Annotated in this window: 19 protein-coding genes, 1 other RNA gene and 3 pseudogenes; 19 read left to right on the forward strand and 4 right to left on the reverse strand. The window is 44.9% G+C overall.

Annotated features, from left to right (window positions below; all coding sequences use genetic code 11):
- The 5 genes and pseudogenes from JCM10914_RS29465 to JCM10914_RS26790 all read left to right on the forward strand — a co-directional run.
- Positions 1–271, forward strand: a pseudogene (locus tag JCM10914_RS29465) (ribonuclease R); the annotation flags it as partial.
- Positions 272–424: 153 nt separating this feature from the next.
- Positions 425–904, forward strand: coding sequence for an SsrA-binding protein SmpB (gene smpB, locus JCM10914_RS26780; protein ID WP_023966984.1), 480 nt, complete (start codon positions 425–427; stop codon positions 902–904).
- Positions 905–1,159: 255 nt separating this feature from the next.
- Positions 1,160–1,524: a transfer-messenger RNA gene (gene ssrA, locus JCM10914_RS28670) on the forward strand.
- Between the two features lie 404 nt (positions 1,525–1,928).
- A complete protein-coding gene (locus JCM10914_RS26785; RefSeq protein ID WP_023966986.1) occupies positions 1,929–4,502 on the forward strand; it encodes an N-6 DNA methylase in 2,574 nt (857 codons plus the stop codon).
- A gap of 138 nt (positions 4,503–4,640) precedes the next feature.
- Entirely contained in the window at positions 4,641–5,465 is an 825-nt protein-coding gene (locus tag JCM10914_RS26790; protein WP_023966989.1) for a hypothetical protein, read from the forward strand.
- Between the two features lie 234 nt (positions 5,466–5,699).
- Here JCM10914_RS26790 and JCM10914_RS26795 read toward each other — a convergent pair.
- Positions 5,700–6,767 (reverse strand): annotated as a pseudogene (locus JCM10914_RS26795) (IS256 family transposase); the annotation flags it as partial.
- Between the two features lie 17 nt (positions 6,768–6,784).
- Here JCM10914_RS26795 and JCM10914_RS26800 point away from each other — a divergent pair.
- The 7 genes from JCM10914_RS26800 to JCM10914_RS26830 all read left to right on the forward strand — a co-directional run bounded on the left by JCM10914_RS26800 (position 6,785) and on the right by JCM10914_RS26830 (position 12,310).
- Positions 6,785–7,174 (forward strand): tyrosine-type recombinase/integrase, encoded by a 390-nt coding sequence (locus tag JCM10914_RS26800; protein WP_036720379.1) that lies wholly within the window; start codon positions 6,785–6,787, stop codon positions 7,172–7,174.
- A 53-nt stretch (positions 7,175–7,227) separates the two neighbouring features.
- Positions 7,228–7,467 (forward strand): hypothetical protein, encoded by a 240-nt coding sequence (locus JCM10914_RS26805; protein WP_023966993.1) that lies wholly within the window; start codon positions 7,228–7,230, stop codon positions 7,465–7,467.
- 57 nt (positions 7,468–7,524) lie between these two features.
- Positions 7,525–7,965: a type II toxin-antitoxin system VapC family toxin gene (locus JCM10914_RS26810; RefSeq protein WP_023966995.1), complete on the forward strand. Its 441-nt coding sequence runs from the start codon at positions 7,525–7,527 to the stop codon at positions 7,963–7,965.
- A 314-nt stretch (positions 7,966–8,279) separates the two neighbouring features.
- Complete coding sequence (locus tag JCM10914_RS26815) at positions 8,280–8,705, forward strand: MerR family transcriptional regulator (protein ID WP_231638769.1); 426 nt, start codon at positions 8,280–8,282, stop codon at positions 8,703–8,705.
- Between the two features lie 156 nt (positions 8,706–8,861).
- Entirely contained in the window at positions 8,862–10,292 is a 1,431-nt protein-coding gene (locus tag JCM10914_RS26820) for an aldehyde dehydrogenase family protein (protein ID WP_023966999.1), read from the forward strand.
- A 26-nt stretch (positions 10,293–10,318) separates the two neighbouring features.
- Positions 10,319–11,410 (forward strand): MBL fold metallo-hydrolase, encoded by a 1,092-nt coding sequence (locus JCM10914_RS26825; protein WP_023967001.1) that lies wholly within the window; start codon positions 10,319–10,321, stop codon positions 11,408–11,410.
- A 303-nt stretch (positions 11,411–11,713) separates the two neighbouring features.
- A complete protein-coding gene (locus JCM10914_RS26830; RefSeq protein WP_023967003.1) occupies positions 11,714–12,310 on the forward strand; it encodes a TetR/AcrR family transcriptional regulator in 597 nt (198 codons plus the stop codon).
- Between the two features lie 106 nt (positions 12,311–12,416).
- Here JCM10914_RS26830 and JCM10914_RS26835 read toward each other — a convergent pair.
- From JCM10914_RS26835 to JCM10914_RS26845, 3 genes and pseudogenes are all read right to left on the reverse strand, one after another.
- A pseudogene (locus tag JCM10914_RS26835) lies at positions 12,417–13,174 on the reverse strand (glucose 1-dehydrogenase).
- Positions 13,175–13,521: 347 nt separating this feature from the next.
- Positions 13,522–14,073, reverse strand: coding sequence for a hypothetical protein (locus JCM10914_RS26840; protein WP_158442486.1), 552 nt, complete (start codon positions 14,071–14,073; stop codon positions 13,522–13,524).
- A complete protein-coding gene (locus JCM10914_RS26845) occupies positions 14,010–14,549 on the reverse strand; it encodes an NAD-dependent epimerase/dehydratase family protein (RefSeq protein ID WP_023967010.1) in 540 nt (179 codons plus the stop codon). Before JCM10914_RS26845 ends, JCM10914_RS26840 begins: the two co-directional genes overlap by 64 nt.
- 251 nt (positions 14,550–14,800) lie before the next feature.
- On the opposite strand from JCM10914_RS26845, the gene JCM10914_RS26850 reads away from it, so the two are divergent.
- From JCM10914_RS26850 to JCM10914_RS26880, 7 genes are all read left to right on the forward strand, one after another.
- On the forward strand, positions 14,801–15,595 hold the full coding sequence (locus tag JCM10914_RS26850) for a sensor domain-containing protein (protein WP_023967012.1): 795 nt from the start codon (positions 14,801–14,803) through the stop codon (positions 15,593–15,595).
- 386 nt (positions 15,596–15,981) lie between these two features.
- Entirely contained in the window at positions 15,982–16,896 is a 915-nt protein-coding gene (locus JCM10914_RS26855) for a hypothetical protein (protein ID WP_023967014.1), read from the forward strand.
- Positions 16,897–16,916: 20 nt separating this feature from the next.
- Positions 16,917–17,390: a DUF5381 family protein gene (locus JCM10914_RS26860; RefSeq protein WP_023967016.1), complete on the forward strand. Its 474-nt coding sequence runs from the start codon at positions 16,917–16,919 to the stop codon at positions 17,388–17,390.
- 24 nt (positions 17,391–17,414) lie between these two features.
- On the forward strand, positions 17,415–18,224 hold the full coding sequence (locus JCM10914_RS26865) for a hypothetical protein (RefSeq protein ID WP_023967018.1): 810 nt from the start codon (positions 17,415–17,417) through the stop codon (positions 18,222–18,224).
- Between the two features lie 422 nt (positions 18,225–18,646).
- Positions 18,647–19,597: a response regulator gene (locus tag JCM10914_RS26870; protein WP_158442487.1), complete on the forward strand. Its 951-nt coding sequence runs from the start codon at positions 18,647–18,649 to the stop codon at positions 19,595–19,597.
- Positions 19,594–20,388: an AraC family transcriptional regulator gene (locus JCM10914_RS31090; RefSeq protein ID WP_023967022.1), complete on the forward strand. Its 795-nt coding sequence runs from the start codon at positions 19,594–19,596 to the stop codon at positions 20,386–20,388. Before JCM10914_RS26870 ends, JCM10914_RS31090 begins: the two co-directional genes overlap by 4 nt.
- On the forward strand, positions 20,297–21,964 hold the full coding sequence (locus JCM10914_RS26880; protein ID WP_231638770.1) for a sensor histidine kinase: 1,668 nt from the start codon (positions 20,297–20,299) through the stop codon (positions 21,962–21,964). The genes JCM10914_RS31090 and JCM10914_RS26880 overlap by 92 nt, the downstream gene beginning before the upstream one ends.
- The last annotated feature ends 19 nt before the right edge of the window (positions 21,965–21,983 follow it).

Here is a 21,983-nt window from a genome sequence, read left to right on the forward strand (position 1 = left end):
GCAGGCGTCGAACTTCGCCTTTGGCTCCGGCAAAGGCGGTTACAACTCCGCTGGCGGCAGCGCCTTGGGCTTCGACCGCAATGCCCGTTCGGGTGGCGGTGGCGGTAAAGGCCGCCGCAAGAAAACGTCGGGCAGCGGCATCTTCATTGGAGACGGCCCAACGCCAGGCGGTAGTAAAGAGGGCGGCAATGCTGGCGGCAGCGGTGGCCGCAAACGCAAGAACAAAGGTGGCAACGGTACGGCAGCTTTTGTACGGAAGAAGAAAAAGTGAGTTTCTCTTTCAGGATTAGTGCTGGCTAACGCTTAGCCTACCTTGCTTTTGCAGCTGTACGTTTGATACAATGGACTTCTGGTGGGATTGCTTTTGGGGTGATCTGCCGGAAGTCCTTTTTCCATTATCATGCTTAAGGCAAGGAGTGAGACCATGGGTAAGAAAAGTGACGGGAAGGTTCTGGCCCAGAACAAAAAAGCTTCCCATGATTACTTCATCGAGGATACGTATGAAGCCGGAATGGTCTTGACCGGAACAGAGATCAAATCGATCCGCAACGGCCGCGCCAATATCGGCGATGCATTCGCGACGATCCGTAACGGCGAAATTCATATCCATAACATGCACATCAGCCCGTTCGAGCAAGGGAACCGCAACAACCCTACGGACCCTACACGAACACGGAAGCTGCTGCTGCATAAGGAACAGATCCGCAAACTGCTAGGCTTGTCCAAGCAAGATGGTTACGCCATCGTACCGCTGAAGGTTTACATCCGCAACGGCTACGCTAAGCTGCTGCTCGGCCTCGGTAAAGGTAAACGGCAGTATGACAAACGTGCCGATGCCGCCAAGAAGGATGCACAGCGCGATATCCAGCGTGCACTCCGTGAGAAGCAGAAGATTGCAAGATAAGTCGCAGGAATGGCATCTTTTAGCTCTGTTACCTGCAATGCGTATATCATTTTGATGTATTTTGTGATATACTAAGTGATGTAAGTGAGATCGATAAGATCTTTGACAATAAGCATTCGTTTAGCTTGTCATTCTTTCTTGGAGGGAAAGGATGCGCAATAGCATGACTGCTATGGCTGAACATTTCTTGATTAATCCAAGACCCTTTTTGGCAGGAATGTTAAGGTGCAACCCACCGGCATTGCTCCAACTTAAGGGGGCGTTTTTGGATTCGACGGGGGTAGTTCGGGCATGAGTAGCGGGTAGTGGGGACGCGTCCACTTCATCAACGCTAAAGCCTATTAAACGGCAAACAAAACAACAACTACGCTTTCGCAGCTTAATAACCTGTGAGCGTGCTCTCGCTCTGTATCGCCCATGTACCGGGATGAGGGCTCAACTTTAGTGGGATACGCTGTCACATCTCCGCCTGGGGTGTGCTGAAGAAGATAATCAGGCTGACCTGAAGGGAATCCGGTGACAGGGAGTTCCTAGGGTGACATCAAATCTGTCACTACACCCGTAGAAGCTTGTGTTGTCGTTATCTTCGGACAGGGGTTCGACTCCCCTCGCCTCCATACTAAAAACCCGCTCATAGAGCGGGTTTTTGCCTTTTCATTGGGGAATTGTAGACGAATTGTAGACACAATTAAATTTGTATTTTGGTTTTTTTGTAGACGTGTTGTCTCTAATCTAATTGAAAATGAGGAATTATAAAATTAAGAAAGGTATCTTTATTAAAACGAGAAAGCGGTTTCCTGTATTAATGGGAATACTCTTCGGCACCAGCGGTTGAGAAAAAATTCCTTCTTGTTTTGGGCAACAATCTTCTGGGAAATTGATCTTCCTTAAGCTTTTTTGATAAGAGAACACATTTTAATGTCTGGTTCAAAAATCTTTCAGGAAGCCCTGTAAAAAATACTTTCATATTTCCTGAGAATTGTATATTCTAATAGTATACCTAAGTAACAAAGGAGAGTTATTCGTGAAGGAAACAGAGACTCTTATTAAAAGAGTGATACCTTATCTTAATCGTAGGGGATACGAGATTGATAATAATATGTTTTTTGAAGAATCAATTAAAATAGGTGACTCAACACTGTTCCAAGACATAGTAATAAAAAAATCAAAAGCAGCTAGGAAGCCGATGTTTGTCATAGAAGTAAAGAAAGATACTTTAAAAATAGAGCAGAAGCATATCAACCAAGCTTTAAATTACGGAAGTCATGCAGATGTTCCTTTCGTAGTAGTTACAAATGGAGTAGAGTTTAGGCTTTATAATGTTCATACAAAGAAACGAATTACATTCAATGAAATGATTATTTCAAAGATTCCGGCGTACTCAGATATGGATCTTGTTTTAAAAAGATTCACTAGCAATCCTACTTTACCTGACATTAATCTTACTAGCGACAAATCCTTACCTTTTAAACCAACTGTTTCTGCCAGTCAATTGGAGGATTTACTAAAAAGGTGTCATAACATTATCCGTAATGTTGAGAAAGATGAGACTCATATTTTTGGTGATTTATCAAAAATAATCTTCCTCAAGCTTTTAGAAGAGAAGATTGATAGTGGTGATCTTACTGATAGTATACCCAACCCACTAACTCTAAGTTTTTACGAATTAGCTGAAAGAAAAGATGACTCATTGACAATGCAAACTATTAAAAACGCTATAACCCAGATTTTTACCCATCCTAAGTTTAAGGATTTGGCGCCAATTGCTTATAGAGGTGAAGCATCTGGACATGAGGAAGTTTCTTTTCGTTCTTTACTCTACATAAAGAAAGCTTCGACATTTCAAAAGTTAGTGAATGAACTGGCCAAAATTCATTTTATGGATGCTGAAGTTGATGTAAAGGGAACAGTTTTTGAGTACTTCATTCGTACAACATTACAAGGACGAAAAGGATTAGGGCAATATTTTACACCTAGACCTATTATACATCTGATGTACGACTTAATTAATGTCAAAAAGCTAATTGTAAGAAAACAAATGACAGGGAAAACACCTAAGATAGTTGATCCAGCGTGTGGATCAGGTGGGTTCTTAGTCTATGGTCTTGGGATGTTTTTGAAAATTGCTGAAACTGAATACAAAGATATTTTGACCTTAGATCAATACACTGATCTAATAAAAAATATTAAGGAAGACATGTTTTATGGGCAAGATGCGAATCCTAGTATCGTTGTAGCAGCAAAGATGAACATGATAATTGCTGGAGACGGTGCCTCAAATATATACCAAGGAAATACCTTGTCCCAAGAGAACATTGATAAACTTAAAGAAGCTGACGTAATAATGGCAAATCCTCCATTTGGTAGTTCTGAGTCAGATAGCTTGACCGAGCAAGATATGGAGAATTTTGATATTAAAATTACAACTGCTCAGGGTCTATTTATCCAGCAAATGATTGCATCTACTAAAAAAGATGGAGAAATCGTAACGATCATTGATGAATCCATTTTGAATTCTGCAAAGTGGAAACAAGTTAGAGAATATATCATTAATAATTGCTTTATTGAAGCAATTGTTTCTCTTCCGAAATCTGCATTTGCTCCCAATAAAATAAATGTAAAAACAAGTATTTTATATTTGAAGAAGAAGAACAGTGATTACCCTGAGGATATATTGCAGGATTATCCTGTTAGAATGATCCAAATGACTCAAGTAGGTTACAATAAAAAAGGTGACATAGTATCTCCAAAGATTGAGGAAATTAGCAAAGTAATGAAAGATAGGTGGAACGAACTTTCCACAGCGAACTTGACACTTGAGCAAACAGGAGGGTACTTCGAGTCTTACCCTTTGTCTATAAGTGAAGTACTCAGCATAAAAAATCTGAACATCCGCATTGATTATAAATATCACGATCCTCTAGTATTGGAGGCAATCCAGCAATTAGTAGATAATGGGGCGCAAAAGTTTTCTGTCATATGTAATCCGACAGATTTAGATGAATACGAAAACATACTAAGAAGAGATGGAAATCCAGTACTTTTAAAACGAGGAAAAACTCCTGTGAAAGCTAATTATAATGCTATTGGTTCCAATGTAAGAATGATAAAAGCAGGAAACATTGGGAAAACAGGCCCACAAGAAGGGGCTGGAATTGATTACGTAACTGAAGAGTTGGCGAATAACTATAAGAGCTATCGAACAAAGCTAAATGATGTTCTGCTGGCTTCGACTGGAGAGGGAACCTTAGGAAAAAGTTTACTTGTAAAAAAAGATCTTGTAGGTGGATTAGTTGACAGCCATGTAACAATAATCCGATTAAAAGAAGAGGTACTTAGAAAACAACTACTTCCGGACTTTGTAGTTTGGTTCTTACGTTCCGAGCTAGGCCAGCTGCAAATAGATAGATTGTATACTGGTTCGACAGGCCAAATTGAATTCACAGAAAGAGATGTTGAAGATATTTATATTCCTTTCCCTCCATTAACTGAACAAGTCAAGTATGTCAGAAGATGTAGAGCCTTGGTTATGAAAGCAAAGAGACTAAGAATTGAGGCTGAAAAGGCTATGGGAGAGATTTCGACATATAATCTTTAGGGATCGCGTGTTATTGTTGAATTAGTTAATAAGCGGTTGAGACGAGTTTATCAGCAGACAGGAAGAAGTTTTTCTTCCTGTCTTATTTAGCAAGAATCGAATGCATTGAGACTATTTTAAAAAAAGGGAGGGGACAGCATGGAAGAACCTTTTGATAAAGCGAAGCTCTTCGAAACGTTGGATAGTGGACTTGCTCCGAGTGTAGCTAAAGTAGTATTGTCAGCATTAGGAGGAATTCCTATAGCAGGTAGTGTGGCTGGAGCAGCTGGTGCCGCTTGGTCTGAGTTCGATCAAAAGAGGTTTCAAAAGCTACTTTTGACTTGGTTGAAACTTCAGGAAGAAGAAATTGTAGAAGTCGGCAAGACCCTTGCCGAAGTAATGTTGAGAATTGATCAAACTGATGAACTAACAAACCAACGAATACAGAGTCCAGAGTATTTGTCGCTTATAAAAAGGTGTCTCCGTGATTGGAGTGCTGCTGAGAGTGAAGAAAAGAGAGTGCTTATTAGAAATCTTTTAATCAATGCAGCAGCAGTGGAACAAATCTGTAGCGATGATATAATTAGAATATTTATTAAATGGATTGATATCTACAATGAATCACATTTTAAAATAATAAGAGAAATACATAGAGAACCAGGAATTACTAGGTATGAGATGTGGATAAGAATATATGGCGCTAAGGTTAGAGAGGACTCAGCAGAAGCCGATCTATTTAAGTTGCTTATACATGAGTTATCTTTAGGCATGATAATAAGGCAGTATCGAGAAAAGGACAAATATGGGAATTTCTTAAAGAAATCCACCAGAAGATCTAGTCAAGGTAGTCGCTTGATGGCGTCGGCCTTTGATGAAGATAAAGAATACCATTTAACAGAACTAGGGCGCTGGTTTGTTCATTATACTATGAATGAGGAAGTCATGAAAATTGAGGATCAGTCGAGGAGTGCTCAAGAAGAGTAATTGTTTATCGCCTCAAAACCGAAATCAGTGCTTGACATAAACAGTGACTTAAGTAGTGTTCCCGCTTCCGTACAAGGCCAGGCTTAACTGGTCCTCGGGATGCGAACCTCACCGATACGAGCTGTCAAGCACTGATTATTGTGTAGAGCCCTACATATTTCGTTTTAATGGGGTATGTCAATAATTTTGTGTAAACTCTATACCAATGAATTCCCCGAGGGGATTTTGGCGCTTCTAACGCAAGTAGTTGCTTACTCGATCTGGGAAAAAGACCGACAGTTGAAGTAGCATTTGTCCCCAGTTTTGCACACGTCCTGTCCATTTACGGGTGACATCCACCGTGGCCAGATACAGCATTTTGAGCAAGGCTTCATCGGTCGGAAATATGCTCTTTCCTTTGGTCACTTTGCGAAGCTGCCGGTGGTAGCTCTCGATCATATTCGTGGTGTAGATTAGCTTCCGGATTTCGGGTGGGTATTTGAAGAAGGTCGAGAGTTCCTCCCAATTGCTCCGCCAAGAGCGGACAATAAGTGGATACTTCACGCCCCAGATTTCCTCGAACCGGTCCAATTCGAGAAGGGCTCCTTCCTCGGTGGCCGCTTTGTAGATCGGCTTCAAATCTGCGGTGACTTTCTTGAGATCCTTATAGGACACGTAGCGAGTCGAGTTGCGGATCTGGTGAATGATACATTTCTGAATTTCGGTCTTCGGATAGCAGGCGGCAATCGACTGTGAGAAGCCGTTCAAGTTGTCGACACAGATGATGAGGATATCCTGAACCCCGCGATTTCGCAGGTCATTGAGCACACTGAGCCAAAACTTGCTGGATTCATTTTCACCAATCCACATGCCGAGCACATCTTTGTTTCCGTCCAGATCGATGCCAATGACCATATAGGCTGCTTTATTTACGATGGCTCCATCCTGCTTCACATTAAAGTGAATCGCATCCATATAGACCACGGCATACACACCTTGAAGTGGTCGGTTTTGCCATTCCTTAATGAGGGGGACGATTTTGTTGGTGACATTGGAGATGAGCGTGGGCGACACTTCGATACCGTATAGATTTTGCAAATGGTCTTGGATCTCGCGCGTACTGACACCCTTCGCATACAAGGCGATAATCTGATCCTCGATGCCGGTTACGTTCTTTTGATGCTTTTGGACAACGAGCGGCTCAAACTCTCCCAAGCGATCCCGTGGAACTGTAATTTCCTGCTCACCGTATTCACTGACGACCGTCTTCTTACTCTTGCCGTTGCGACTATTCGGTGTCATCTTGGCATTAACCTCATGCTTTTCAACGATCACTGTACATGCAAGATGAAATTCATGTTGTTTTGCTGAGAGCCACGGAGCGGCAAAAAGAATTTGAAAGCATACTGGGCAAGGACTACCATAAGAACGATTACGTATTCACACGAGATGACGGCAAGCCCTATAGAGTCAATACAGTTACAGAGCAGTTTACAGCCTTTTTGAAGAAGCATAATTTGAGATTAGTTCGATTTCATGAATTGCGGCATTCCTTTGCAAGTATTTTGCACGAAGCTGGAGCTTCATTGAAGGATATTTCTGAAACGCTGGGACATTCCGATGTAGCTACGACGAGCCGGATATACACTCATATATTTGATAAGACTCATCGAAACACATTGGATAAGATAGGCCAGGTTTTACGCGGCGACAACAATACACGATCGTAATTTGGGATGATTTCATTGTTCAAAATGGTGTATAATGAAAGGAGTAGGGTAGGATGGACCGTGAGGTGACGATGATGAAACAAATAAAGGATCATTCGTTATTTGTACCTGAATTTCAAAAGCTGCTGAATTCTCAGGAGTTTATAAATATGAATATTGAAGAAGACGAGGGTGAAGCTGTCATCCGTTTGAAGAAATCAGCCTCCTCAGAAAAAGCGGAGGAACGAGCGCGTTTTATTGCAGACAGTGAACGAAACTGCGGGCATTCTGAGAAAGTACCCCGAAGCTGCTAAAGAGTTGCATGCCATTGCTGGCCGTGAAGGTGAAGAGGATCGGGAGGGCACGCAGCTTTGAGCCGATTTTTGTTTGATACAAACATCTGTATTTATTACTTGGAAGGCAATCCTGCCGTCTTGACCTATATGAATGATGTATTTCGTGAGCCAGCCAATAGCCTGGAGCTATCGGTTATTACGGAAGCAGAGTTATTTTCGTCTCAAGCGGTGTACGGCAATCAGGAATTGACGAACGCGATCAGCGGGTTTGTTAATGCCTCTGATGAGGTAGCAGAAATCACTCGTGAAGTTGCGGTAAAAGCAGGAGAAATTCGTTCTTATTTTCATAAGAAATTTAACAGGAAGATTAAATTGCCCGATGCTTTAATTGCGGCCACTGCCATTGTCAGGAAAGCAACTCTGGTGACTAATAATGATAAGGATTTTGTGGAAGTCATGAAGGAGTGCCGGATTCCTTATGTTAATCCGATAAAAAGCAGTGTTTGGAACCCGTAAAGGGCGTTAAGGATACCCGAAATTATCCCGGTATCCCCTCTGAAACCTGTAGACACGATGTAGACAAACCCCCTGAAACGAGAAAAATTGTTTAACCTCATGCGTGACGATGTAATAAGGATAAATCCCCGAAAGCTTGCTGGACAAGGCTTCCGGGGATTAAATGATAAACGTTAATATGGTGGAATCAGTCAGGGACAGGGGTTCGACTCCCCTCGCCTCCATATGTAAATCCACAACCGCATGAGGTTGTGGATTTTTGCTTTCTATTAACTATTCCGGCACGAAGTCATTTTGAAATGGGGGAGAACGAATTGTTTACAATCAAGGAAGCATCGGAAAAATTAAATTGCCCCGCACATACCATACGTTTTTATGATAAAGAAGGACTATTGCCGAATATTCGCAGGGACGACAATGGCAATCGCCTGTTTGACAAAAAGGATTTGGACTGGATCCGATTAATGACTTGTTTTCGCGCAACGGGCATGAGCATAGCAGGTATAAGAGAAATTGTCGAGCTTGCCAAGCAGGGGGAAGCGACGATTGCACAGAGAAGGACCATATTGGAAGCACATCAAGCAGAAATCGTAAAAAAGCAGCAGGTGCTGAACGAGGCTTTTGAAGCAGTGAGTCATAAGCTAGAGGTGTATAATAACACCCAAAGCGGTAACCCGGAGGATCGCTTTCTTGAGCATATTGAGAAGTTGGATGGGCCGACGAATGAAAACTTCAAGTGAATATGAGCGAAGCCCTGCCCATTATTTCTATCGATAGAAATAATGGGCAGGGCTTCGCTTATTTTAATTTAAGCTATTGACTTAAAGTGGACTTTAACATGTAAAATATAAAATGCTTTAAACTAAATAATTTGTAAGATGGGGAGGAAACAATCAATGAATGTATACGATAAGATTTATATAAATGGACAATTTGTCAAACCGTTGGGCACGGAAGAGCTGGAGCTGATCAATCCCGTAAACAAGCAAACAACCGGTAAAGTCGTGTTAGGAAACGTTGAGGATACGCGCAATGCAATAGAGGCTGCTAAAGCAGCATTCAAGACGTACGCTAAAACGAGCGTTGAGGAACGCGTGGACATACTTTCGCGGCTGCATGAATCGCTTTCGCAACGATTCGATAAATTGACGGAGGCGACCGTTTCGGAATACGGCGCACCGGTTACAGTGGCTAAAATGCTGACGCAAATAGCCATCAACGCCTTATCGGATATGAAGGAAACGGCCCAATCGTATCCCTATATACGAGCGGCTGGAACAGCAAAAGTTCGAATGGAACCGGTCGGCGTCGTGGGCGTCATTACGCCTTGGAATGCCAATGCAACGCATCTTGTGAATAAAATCGGGCCAGCGTTAGCGGCGGGCTGCACCGTGGTTGTCAAGCCGAGCGAATTTAGTGCGGCGCAAACGGAAATATTTATGGAAGCCGTGCATGCGGCCAATATCCCGGCTGGCGTTATCAATATCGTTAACGGGAAGGGAGAAGTAGTCGGCGAAGAGATAACTCGCCATTCGGACGTGACCGGCATCACGTTTACCGGCTCCACGGCAATCGGAAAACGAATCGCGGCAGGCGCGGCGGCTAACTTAAAAAGAGTTACGCTCGAGCTGGGAGGAAAATCGCCTACCGTCATTTTGGATGACGCCGACTTCACGAAAGCCGTCCCGCTGGCGGTAGGGGCTGGATTCATCAACAGCGGTCAGGCTTGTCTTGCCGGCACCAGGGTGCTCGTTCCGGAATCGCGTCTAGAGGTGGTCAAACGTTTAATGGCGACAACCGTCGAATCGTTAAAAGTGGGCGACCTCTGGAACGAAGCCGCGGTTATTGGGCCAATGGTGAATCAACAGCAGTTCGAAAGGGTACAGCGCTATATTAACCAAGCGATCGAAGACGGAGCTGAAGTGGTTGTCGGCGGCGCAGGCAGTCCTCAAGGGCTCGAAGACGGTTACTATGTTAAGCCGACGGTGTTCTCCAATGTAACGAATGATATGACGATTGCGCAGGAAGAAGTATTTGGTCCCGTCCTATCGATCATTACGTATAAGACGGAAGAAGAGGCTATCGAAATCGCCAACGATACACCGTATGGCTTGCAGGCGTTTGTCTTCTCCGGAAGCACGGAGCGGGGTAATCGCGTTGCCGAACAGATCGTGGCCGGACGGATCTCGGTCAACGGCTTGCACGACGAACCAAAAGCACCGTTCGGAGGGTTTAAAAGCTCCGGCATTGGCAGGGATCACGGTACGTACGGAATTGAAGAGTATTTGGAGCCAAAAGCGATTCTGGGTCACGGTTCTGTTATGTGATGAAGAGAAAGTTGGGATCAATCGGAATGAAATTATTAATTCTAGTCGTCATATCCGCTGTAGTTATTTTTTTAATACTGAAATATTATCCTCCGCTTGGTGGCAAAAGCTCGGCGGAAAGTCAGAAAAGAATTCAAGCTTCTCCGCAGTTTATCGACGGAAAGTTCCGCAATCAAATTCCAACGCCGATGGATTACAGTTTAAAAGATACCGCGGATGCGTTGATTAAAACGATCAAAGGGACTCCGAACAGCAGACCAAAGGGGGATATGCCGATCGATTCTTTTGATTCGAAAGCTTTCACGGAAAGTAAAGAAGATCAGGTAATCTGGTTTGGTCACTCCACACTATTGCTGAAAGTAAATGGGGTGAAACTGTTAATAGACCCCGTATTCAGCGACTATGCTTCTCCTGTTCGTTACTTCGGTCCCAAACGTTACAGCGACAAGCTGCCGGCAGAGATAGAGGATTTGCCTGAAATAGACGCTGTAATTATATCGCATGATCATTACGATCATCTGGACTATGGATCGATTCGCAAGCTGAAAGGAAATGTGAAGCAATTCATAGTTCCCTTAGGGGTTGCCGGGCATCTGACGAAGTGGGGGGTCGAACCTGAACGCATTAAAGAGCTCGATTGGTGGGATGAGGAGTCCGTTGAGGGACTGACCTTAATCAACACGCCAGCGAGACATTTCTCGGGCCGGGGTGGAAGCAGCGGCGGGTCTACCTTATGGAGCTCCTGGGTCATTGTTGGTGATCAAACGAGAGTATACTATAGCGGCGACAGCGGATACGGACCACATTTCAAGGAGATTGGCGATAAATACGGACCGTTTGACATCACGCTGATCGAAACGGGTCAATATGATGAAAAGTGGGCCAATATTCATATGACTCCTGAGGAGTCATTGCAAGCTAACCTGGATGTACAAGGCAAATTGATGATTCCTATCCACTGGGGAGCTTTTACGTTAGCGTTACACAGTTGGACAGATCCTATTGAACGGGCAAAATTAGCGGCTGAGCAGCTGAATGTAGCTTTGGCGACACCTAGAATAGGTGAAATCGTAACAATAGGAGCAACGAAATACCCTTCAGCAAACTGGTGGGAGTAACTTTAGACGTATCGTAGGAAAATGTTTTTTCAGCGATGCTCAATCCGGTAACAAGAGGGTATACTGATGAGTAAAAAGATTTAAATTATAGCAAGTCAACAGGTATGTATTATCAAGCTTGGGGAATGGATGAAATATCCATTCCCTTATTCTGCGCAACGTGCGATGAATCGCGCCGCGATGCGACATTTATGCGTGGAAGCGCATTCAACAAAGTAGCTTCCATTCGTTTTAGAACGTGATTTAAATATGGTATCGTATACAAAGAGCGTTCATTAGTGATGGAAGGGGCAACAACAAATTATGGATACGACTCGGCAATCTCGAAAGCATCTGCACACGGGACATGCACTAAAGACATCGTTGATTCAGCTGATTCTGGAAAGCAATGACCCGGATAACATATCCGTATCGGAGATATCGGATCGCGCCGACTATAATCGCAGCACTTTTTATTTTCACTATAAGAACAAGAACGAGCTTCTGGAAGATATGTTTGACGATGCGCTGCACGGGATCGCGCAAGCACTGCGAGAGCCGTTTAAGAAAAGCCAGCAAATATCGGTTCATGAAGGCCAATTGATTACGTTCCTGATCTGTAAGCATGTGGAAAGACATCAACAGTTGTTTAAGGCGCTAGCCAAAATTTCCTTCCATCCAGGCCTGTTTGAACGGATCGAGAAGCTGCTATGGACGATGTTTTCGGAAGAGATCGTGCTCATCAAGGACAGTCAGGAGAAACTCGATTACGATTTGAGCGTCATCTATCACAATGCATCGACCATCGGATTGCTTAAATATTGGATGATGACGAATTTTAAATATTCCGCAGCCTATTTATGCGAACAAATTCATCGTAATTCGCTTGTCCCCATCACCCATATGCTGCTTAAATCATAGTATTCACAGACGCACAAATGCCTCCAAGCACACTCACGGTTCCATTCTAGGCAAGTGGTTGATGAGCTTGGAGGCGTTATGGTTATTCTAATTGAACAAGCGCTGACTATACCGCAGTCTCTCCACCGTCGACGACCAACTCGGTGCCGGTCATGTATCTGGAATCATCCGAGGCAAGGAACAGTACAGGGTAAGCGATATCTTCCGGTACGCCGACGCGGCCCATCGGAATGCGGGTCGCCGCTGAATTTTGCGTATCGGCTGCCAGTATCGCATTCGACATCGGCGAAGCAACTGTTCCTGGATGGACCGAATTGACCCGAACGCCATGAGCGGCAGCATCAATGGCCGCGGATTTGGTCATGATTCGAACAGCGCCCTTCGAGCTTGGTACGGTACGCCGCCTTGACCGCCAACCAGTCCCGCGATCGAAGAAATGTTCACGATCGATCCGCTTTTATTTTTTTTCATTTCCCCCATAACCGCTTTCATCCCAAGGAAGCTACCTGTCGCATTAACATTAAGAATGGTATTCCACTCATCCAGCGTGTAATCGTTTACGTCGCTGCTTAGTTTCCCCAAAATGCCTGCATTATTGACTAAAATATCGATTTTGCCGAAGCGAGTGATTGCTTCGTCGACCACGCGTTTCCAGTCTTCTTCGCTTGTGATGTTGTGCTGAACAGCGACCGCATGTTCGCCGAAAGTTTCGTTAATGTCGGCTACCGTTTCTTGCAGCAATTCGAGCTGCATATCGGTAGCGATAACTTTTGCACCCTCTTTGACGAACAGTTTGGCCTCGGCCGCCCCTTGTCCACCTGCCGCCCCTGTAATAATCGCTACTTTCCCCGCCAGTCTACTCATTGTGGAAGATCCCCCTTTAAGCTATTCAGATTTCCGAAGAAATCGATAATGGATTCGTAAGATCATCCTTATCTTAAAGTTGAATGGATGCGGTTACAACAAACAGGAACGGGTAATCTGTCGGTTTTCCGACAGCAGATAAGTTTATGTCGAGTCCTATTGGTACAGTGCAACAAAAACCAGCCGACTGTATGAATGGCATACCCATGGCTCGTTTCCATTGCCTAGCAAAAAGACCCAGCGAAGACTGGGTCCTTAGGCGTTGCCATGGTCGACGGAGGTGTGGATGATGCGGCCTTTCAAAAAAGCAAACTCCCGATCCGTACCATTTTTCTAATCGTTACATGTTATCCTTTGTTTTTGTGTTTCAACATGTTTTCCATTGCTTGTAAGACCGTAGCATTCGGCTCTTTATACTTATACACATAAGCTTCAGGATGTTTCGTTTGGTATACTACACGGTTTAACATGCGGGGCACCATATCTTGGTAATATGACGTTTGCTGAACCGGGCTGAATAATTCCGCCACGACTTCACCAGGGATGATCTGAACAACATCACCTAACACGGTTTGAATCTGCTCATCTGTAAATTGTTCTTTAATAAAATCTAAGATGGCAGAGTATGTTGTTTTAAATGCAGATGCGAAATGACGCTGCCCATTCGTTTCCGTCGATTTCATCAACGCAATATTCATGGCCGCTGCATCGCGAACATCAACCCCATACAGTTGCGAATCTGCCATAGCTCGATCGCCGTGAAGCATAGCATAAATCATATCATGGTGCCAAGGCGCAAAGCTTGGCCCCATGACGTGCGTAGGGTGGATCGTTGTCATGCTGATGTTTGTTGTGTTGTCATGCGAGCGTATAAACGACCAGGCCGCTTTTTCTTCCATTGTTTTGGAAACCATATGGAGGTCAAATAAGCCTCTCTGTTTTCATTTGTCCAGTCATCCTCTGTAAACGTCGTTTTTAACGGATCTTCGTTGGCGTAAGCAATGGTGGATTCGGCACTGGTATGAACGATCTTTTTGACAGTCCCAGAATCAACAGCCAATTGTAAGAGCATGCGGATTCCTTTTTCTTTTGTGCGACCCCTATCTTTAAATGTTGTATCGTTTGGATTGAATGCGCTCGCTTGATTAAAAACCCACTTGGCCTCACTCAATACTTCTTGCCAATGGTCTGTTTCCTCAAGGTTTGCTTTGTATAAGTTCAAATTTGGCAGCATTGTTTGAAGCTGACGCGCCTTATCTTCATTACGGTACGTTCCGGTAATCTGGTTATAGCCCATATCTGTCAACTGTTTGGCAATCCATGCTCCGATGTAACCTGTTACCCCTATAATCACAATCTTATCGTGTTGTTCCACTTGTATGCCTCCCTTTTCTACGCCTTTAAAAGTAGCTGCAAGTAGCGGTGGCCGTTTTTGGTCGTTGCTTTCGCATTATGGTTCATGATAACGATTCAAGGTTGTAGAGTCAATTGTGCGGCCAGTCCAGTCCCTAGTCTAAAGTCTAGGTTCAGATACCCCCTAAGACGGTTATGTCAGCCCAATAAGGCGGATATAATGGATTTATAACTCGGAGCGTGACTTACGAAGGCTATAAGGAGTGTTTGAATATGAAGGCAACAGAAGCGACAGCAATGGCGCGGGCAGGCAAGGTGAATTGGGTGCTTTTCAATCCAAAAACCTATGCAACGATCCTCTATTTCTTGCTATCTCTCCCGTTAGGGATTATTTATTTTACAGTAGCGATAACAGGACTTGCACTATCCATCGGTTTGACTCCAATATTTATCGGAATACCGCTGTTTTTTGGCGTAGCCAAGCTGTTGAACGGGATTGTGAATTTTGAACAAAGCATGATTAGACAAATTTTAGGTTTACCTAGTCCTTCTGTATCGTATACCTACAATCAACAGCCTGAAGCTGGGCAGAACTGGTTGAAGCGAATGGTGAGCGGCTTTGAGGGTGGGCTATTTATTCGAAACCTGCTGCTCGTACTACTAAGATTTGTTACTGGTATCGTATTCTCTGTTATTATGGTAACCGTGATATCACTGGGATTAGGCTTTATTACTCTTCCAGTCGTCCATATCATTTTAATGAATGAATTGCAGCTTGATATTTTAGAGAATAGCTTGTTTAGTTACTTTCATATAGATTGGACTTATAATCAACAATATCTGCTGTACCTAGGCGTTGGCCTTATCCTTTTCTGGGTCGCGCTGCGCGTCGTGAATGGGCTCATGCAAATTCAGCGTAGAATCATGTATGTGGATGAGCCATATCAGCAGCCGTCAGAGCCGCCAATGGAAGCACAAATCCATGCGCCCGTTCAGTCGCAATATTACGAGTACCAAGAGGATCACCCCACTCAAGGGATGATGCAGCCAGCCCAAAGAGAGCTCTAGAAGCTCTCTTTTTATTTTTCAAAATCGCGCTGCATCTGGATCAATTTCTAAAGGATCAGGGGGAAGCAAATTCCTCAAATTGCTGGAGGATTTCATTCTCCTCCTCTATGATGTAGATAAATACTATTGCCGCAAAGACTATGGGGAAAAAGGGAAATGGTTCCAAGGACCTAACGATTTTTTTGCTATTCTGTTACTTGTTCCTTTTGTGAAGATGGATAACCTTGACTAGAATAATTACATTAATCTGTATATTGTTGAGGTGAGTGCCATGGGCAAAATATTAGTTCCTCCGGAAAGACTGATGGAGATATCCCAACAATTTGCACAGGCTAGGGAGCTCGGGGTACAAATTTGCAGCCACCTTACCCAGCAGATTCAAATCCTTGAAAGCGGATGAAGGTACGACAAGGCAACAATTCTATCATAATTTCCAGCTGGCCCGTCAGCAAATGGATCATTTCACCTCAGCGGTAGGTTCGGTCAGCACGGAATTACATACGATTGTCAGCCGCTTTAAAGAGGCCGATTCCACTCCAGCTTCTTTACAGGCAGGGACGGCCGTCGATCCGATGGATCAAACCCAGAATGTGTTAGACAGCTCGCTTGAAACGAGAGATAATCTGGAAAAGTGGGGAACTCTCCTTTACAGCTCGGTGGGCGCTTCTTTAGTCTTAACGAAGACGGTACAATTCAGAGTAGATCCCCGAAATCCGTCCCGAGCTAAAATTCATAATGCGCCATGGGTTAAAGGCAAAGGTAACAATGCGTTCCTGAAGAACCTGGCAAGAGGTATTAATCGCCAGATTGTGAACCCAGGCTTCATGATGAAAGGAATAAAAGGCTTTGATAGAGTGGCAAGCAAACTCGGTCTCAATTTTGGGTTAGGCTTTAGTCAAGCTAAGAATTTTCCCCAATGGACTAGACAGGTCATAGCCGGCGTAGAAAAGGGCAGGTATGGGATCGCTACCAAGAAAATTCCAGGTATGATCGCCAAAAAGATATTCCCGATTAATGCAACCTTTAATGTGATCGGTGAGGCTTCCGGCGTTGTCAGTAAGCATCGTGAAGGCAAGCTTAACGGGGAAGAAGTAGCTGTAGCAGCATCCAACGTTGTTGTAAAAACAGCCGCGACCTATGGCGGGGCTGTAGCAGGTGGAGTCGTCGGTGCGATGATTGGCGGCCCGGTTGGTGCGGCTATCGGTTCCTATGTGGGTGGTACGGTTGGAGCCTTTGTCGGTGATGGCGCAGCTAAAGTGGTCGAAAGTGGAGTTCGCTGGATTAGCGGACTGTTTAAATAATTTCAGAAAGGCGTTAGATCATGAACGCAATATCTTATCGAAAATCCGTGGCATGGGGCAAAGCACTTGGCAGTTTACTGTTTGTGCTGGCCTGCCTGTTTCTGCTGTACGCAGCTTTTTTTATGGATACTTCCTTTATTCGTAAGTTTTTTTGTATCACATCCGCCATAATCGGGATTCCGTTTTTTGGAGGATATTTAGTCGTCAGCTTGCCAAAGGCGCTGAAATCAGACAAGCAGCTCCTCACCTACGATCAAAATGCCATTTCAGATGGAACGCGGACCGTAGCCTGGGCGGAGATTACAAGGATTAGCTACAGCGGCCCATCCATTCGGAAGTGGCTGCTTCCGAAGTTTCCGAACCTGATTTTTCATTTGAAAAACAGAGAGACCTGGACTGTGAATACCTATTATTTGTTGACCGATACCGAAATTCAGTCTGTCATGAAGCGTCTGCGGGGGCTGATCAGCCGTAACGGAAAGGAAACGAAATAGATTGGTAATGGAGGAGTTGCTTACATGAGCGAGCATACCTATATCTTTTCATTAGAAGAGCTGGGTTACGCCTTGGCCGTTCATCAAGGGGAGGAAATGGCTGCAGGACTGATGAAGGCATATTATGGAGACCTGTCTGAAGACAGATGGGAGCTTTTGTTTCAGGCAGCTACACATAGCTTGATGTCCAAAGGTTCTATAGAATCGATTGATGAAGAGAATGGCCAGGTTCGTTTTACTTCCGAAATTACACAAATGATTCAGCATTTGCTGCACAGCCATTATATGCTGAGAGGTATTACGGATCGAAATTCTAACAAAGTACTGACCATCCACGAGCTGCAGCAACGGTATTTGTATCACTTGTCTGACCATCATACGCTTCATTTTCTATCCTGGACAGAGCCGGCGGATTGGGAGGAGGAGCTTGTTCGTTTCTATGGAGTGGAGCCTTCGAAAGCCGAAGGGACGACTTTATCCGGATCCAAGGTGGTAATCACTGAAGAATTGTGGAACCGGCTGACATCTGGTGAATCCCCAGCCTCCCCCCTTTATGATGAGCTTTCATCTAACCAGCAGCAACTGATTACAAAATGGCAGCAGGATTTTCAAACCAATGCCCGTACCATGGACAATCTAAGCACGATAAGAATTGGCAGCGGAAATCAGACGGCCATCGAGGATATTTTGTTTGTACTTCCTGCTAATAAAGGGGTCTGGATTGTACGTAATCAGGAAGCGGACAGGAATGCGGAACCACAGATTTGCATTGAGCTGCAATCCTTCTCTGCATGCAGAAAGACGCTCGGCTCTTTTGCTGCAAATTTGGCTTAGGTAAAATGGTAAGTTAGTACTGCTCATCTGAAAGGTCTGCTATGCGATCAATAATCTTAGATCCCCTTGGCCATATTGAATCAGGCTAAAAGAGCATCCTTTCGGTGCTCTTTATTTGTTTTTCAAACGGACAGTCTTACACCAAGCATTCCCAAATCAAATCAGAGATTCCCAAAATTAATCCACCTATCCAATAAGAATGACCTATGACAGCCTGATACTGCATTATATAATGAGAAGAAAAATGAGAATTTGCTTGGTACACTGCCTCGGTATGCTGACGTGTAATGGATATCAAGTGTATGTTTTACGCCGGCTCACGCAAGGTGCTTTTTGGATATAGAAGCAATGCAGAGAAGTGAACTGGGGGTTGGACGATTTGAGAATACTGGTAGTAGATGACGAACCGAGGCACCTTAGAGATGGTAAGTTTAATTCGCCAATTGCGACCGGATGCCCAAGTCACAGCTGCCAAGGACGGTGCCACTGCATTAGAGCGGGTCAGGTTGGACTGTCCGGATGCGGTATTGACGGATATCCGAATGCCCCGAATGGACGGACTTACCTTTTTGGAGACGCTTAAAGAAGAGGGGAGTTCCACCAAGGTTATTATGGTATCCGCTTACAATTTGTTTGAGTATGCGCAGACGGCTGTGCGCCACGGCGCTTATGATTATTTATTGAAGCCGGTGGAAATCGAGAACGTTAAACACTTGCTCGATCGGATTGAGCTTCAATTGAGCACAGAGTTGATGGAGCGTAAGGAAACCGAAGACCTGCAGCATCGACTCGCGCTCGCTTCATCCGCGTATCGCAGCCGACTATACCTGTCTTGGCTAAATGAGAGCATGACGGCATCGAAACAAGAGGAGATGGATAAGGCTGACTGGCTTCAGGGTGGCGGATTGATGATTTATTCCGAACTGAGGAGCAGCACGGCAGATGAGGAAAGAATAAGCGGCCTGACCTACCTGCAAAGCCTGGAACAGAGCTGGTCGAAGCTAGGAAAAGCGGTGACGCTTCTTCAGAATGGGCTCCAGGACGACCGAACGCTTCATGCGGTTACGCTGATTCGCACACCTCCGCTCACGGTGGCCCTGAAGCGACAGCTCCGCTCGATTGCCAATTCCCTGTCCATGGAGCTATCCATGGACGGAAAGCTCACGCACGGAATCGGCCCTTATTGCGAGTCGCTGTCCATCGGAGGGCCGCAAACTTACCGCATAGCTCAGAAAGCCAACGAGCAGAATTTCTTCGAATGCTGGGAAGGGCTGTTCTTTCATGATGAGCTGCGGCCTTCCCGTAATCCTGTTCCGATCAACTCGGAGAAACTGCTTGATATGCTTCTCAGCCATGAGCCGGGATTGCAATGAAGCAATGCCAGGCCGCCTTCAAACAACTTTCGGATGCCGGTCAAGCGAAACCGGCGTTGATTAAGGAACAGGCCTCTCTTCTTCTTATGAAAATAAAAAGCAGAATCCAAGATTTCGGCGATCGGCGAGTGGGTGGTCTGCTCACGCAAACAGCCGCCGTGCTTGTTCAGAACTGCGGATCGTATCAGGAACTGATGGAGCTATTAGAAGTTAGTCTTCAAGAAGTACACAACGCCTTAACGCAAGCACAGCAGGACAAGAATGAGAATATCGTCGCGAATTGCTTGAGCTGGATACAAGAACATGCCAAAGAGGATTTGACGCTGGAACGGGCTGCGACGCATTTTTTCTTTAACCCTTCTTATTTCAGCACTTATATTAAAAACAAAACGGGAAGAACCTTCTCCGAGCATGTCACCGCAGTCAGGATGAGGCGTGCCAAAGAGCTGCTCGCGGAGAACAGGCTCAGAATCTACGAGATTTCGGCGGAATGCGGATATCAGGATACCAAGTATTTTTGCCGGGTATTCAAGAAGCATCACGGCATATCGCCAGAAGCTATAAGCATACTTTACTTCCGGAAAGGAAGCGTAAGGAATGAGAACGTTTCGCTCGCGAATACTGGTAAGCTGTATTCTCCTCATTGCGATTCCACTCATTGCGCTCGGGGTTCTTTATTATCGGACGAGTCTGCAGGTGGTGACGGAGCAAGCGCAGAAAAATGTGTACGAGATCGTGAAGAAGAACAATGCGATCATGGATACGAAGCTGGGGATCATCGAGCAGAATAGTCTGGCTCTATTCGTGGATAAGGATTTATTTCACATATTCAACCATCTCGATCCCTCGAATGAAGTAGATATGTTCGCTGCGGATCGTCAGGTCTCATCGGTGTTGAGTAAATATTTTTCCTTGAACGAGGATGTCTATGCTTACCAGCTATGGACGTCCTATTTCACTTTCGGACAGATGCTGCCGCAGGGGGATCCCACGCAGTCCGATATTTACCGTGAAGCCCAAGAGGCTGGCGGAAAAATCGTCTGGTATCCCACTTATGATTTCGTGGACATGTTTGACCAGCCTTATCTACAGGGCGGGAAGCTGGATTTCCGCTATTTGTTCTCCGCGGCGCGGTACTTGGACTTCTCGCATTTGAATTATTCGACGCTCGAGAAGATGGATGTTGGCGTGGAACGCCCTGTTCTCACGATCAGCTTCAAATTGGAAGCATTAAGATCCCTCTATGAGGATAGCATTCCTGAGAGCTCCAGTTATTTAGTATTGAACGAGGATTATAAAGTCATTGCGAGCAGTGACCCTGACAGAATAACGCAAAACTACAGAGAGCAGTGGCTGGAGCGATTGCAGCAGGAGGGCAGCGGCACGCTAAGGATGACACTGGATGGGGAGGCAGTCATTGTCTGCTTCGACCGCTCGGCCGTTACCGGATGGATATCGGTGGTATGGACGCCGGAATCGGCGCTGGTCAGCAGCCTGGTGCCTGTCATCCGGACCTCGAGCATGCTGATGGCGGTCATTATGGGCATTATGGCGATGGTGTTTGCTTACTTTATTGCAGATAAAATCGCAAAGCCGGTCAAAGAGCTGCTGGGCGCCATGCGGTCTGTAGGGGAAGGGGATTTTCAGACTCAGATTGCGGTTCGTACGAATGATGAGTTCAGTATTTTGCTGCAGCGCTTCAATCGCATGAATGAACAGATTCGGCATCTAGTGACCGAGAATTACGAAATCAAGCTGAAGGAGCAGGAGGCCGAAATTCAGGCGCTCAGCATGCAGATGAACCCTCATTTTCTATACAATACGTTAAATGTGATGAATTGGACAGCCATTGAGAACAGTCAGCAAGAGTTAAGCAAAATGCTGGTTTGTTTATCCAATATGCTGCACTATACGTCACGTAAGGATTGGGGAGCGGTTCACTTGTCGGAGGAAATGGAGTGGATGAACAATTACTTTTATATTATGGGCGTTCGCTTTGAGGATCGATTCACGACCCGTCACGAGATCGATCCGCGGCTATATGAGTATAAGGTTCCCCGGTTGTTGTTTCAGCCTTTTGTGGAAAACGCCATTTTGCATGGCTTTGATCAGATCGAGACGGGCGGCTTCATTCACATTCGCGGCTGGATCGAAGGCGGTACCAGATATTATGAGATTGCCGATAATGGGCGAGGCATGAGCAGTGATACGGTTAACGCTATTTTATTTCAGGAATCTTCTTCGATCGGCATCAAAAATATGATCGCCAGAATTCATTTGATGTATGGCGGAGAATATGGTATTTCGATAAGATCCGTGCCGGATTCTGGGACGAGCGTCTTGATTACGCTGCCGCTGTATACCTAATATTAGTCCACCATTCCAA

The sequence above is a fragment of the Paenibacillus sp. JCM 10914 genome (genome assembly GCF_001315105.1).
GTDB lineage: Bacteria > Bacillota > Bacilli > Paenibacillales > Paenibacillaceae > Paenibacillus_AQ.

Bases quoted from the DNA above. Each gene is read 5' to 3' on its own strand.
- smpB (WP_023966984.1), top strand. From the start codon at position 425: ATGGGTAAGAAAAGTGACGGGAAGGTTCTGGCCCAGAACAAAAAAGCT.
- JCM10914_RS26790 (WP_023966989.1), top strand. From the start codon at position 4,641: ATGGAAGAACCTTTTGATAAAGCGAAGCTCTTCGAAACGTTGGATAGT.
- JCM10914_RS26800 (WP_036720379.1), top strand. From the start codon at position 6,785: ATGCAAGATGAAATTCATGTTGTTTTGCTGAGAGCCACGGAGCGGCAA.
- JCM10914_RS26805 (WP_023966993.1), top strand. From the start codon at position 7,228: ATGGACCGTGAGGTGACGATGATGAAACAAATAAAGGATCATTCGTTA.
- JCM10914_RS26820 (WP_023966999.1), top strand. From the start codon at position 8,862: ATGAATGTATACGATAAGATTTATATAAATGGACAATTTGTCAAACCG.
- JCM10914_RS26825 (WP_023967001.1), top strand. From the start codon at position 10,319: ATGAAATTATTAATTCTAGTCGTCATATCCGCTGTAGTTATTTTTTTA.
- JCM10914_RS26830 (WP_023967003.1), top strand. From the start codon at position 11,714: ATGGATACGACTCGGCAATCTCGAAAGCATCTGCACACGGGACATGCA.
- JCM10914_RS26840 (WP_158442486.1), bottom strand. From the start codon at position 14,073: ATGGAAGAAAAAGCGGCCTGGTCGTTTATACGCTCGCATGACAACACA.
- JCM10914_RS26850 (WP_023967012.1), top strand. From the start codon at position 14,801: ATGAAGGCAACAGAAGCGACAGCAATGGCGCGGGCAGGCAAGGTGAAT.
- JCM10914_RS26860 (WP_023967016.1), top strand. From the start codon at position 16,917: ATGAACGCAATATCTTATCGAAAATCCGTGGCATGGGGCAAAGCACTT.
- JCM10914_RS26865 (WP_023967018.1), top strand. From the start codon at position 17,415: ATGAGCGAGCATACCTATATCTTTTCATTAGAAGAGCTGGGTTACGCC.
- JCM10914_RS26870 (WP_158442487.1), top strand. From the start codon at position 18,647: ATGGTAAGTTTAATTCGCCAATTGCGACCGGATGCCCAAGTCACAGCT.
- JCM10914_RS31090 (WP_023967022.1), top strand. From the start codon at position 19,594: ATGAAGCAATGCCAGGCCGCCTTCAAACAACTTTCGGATGCCGGTCAA.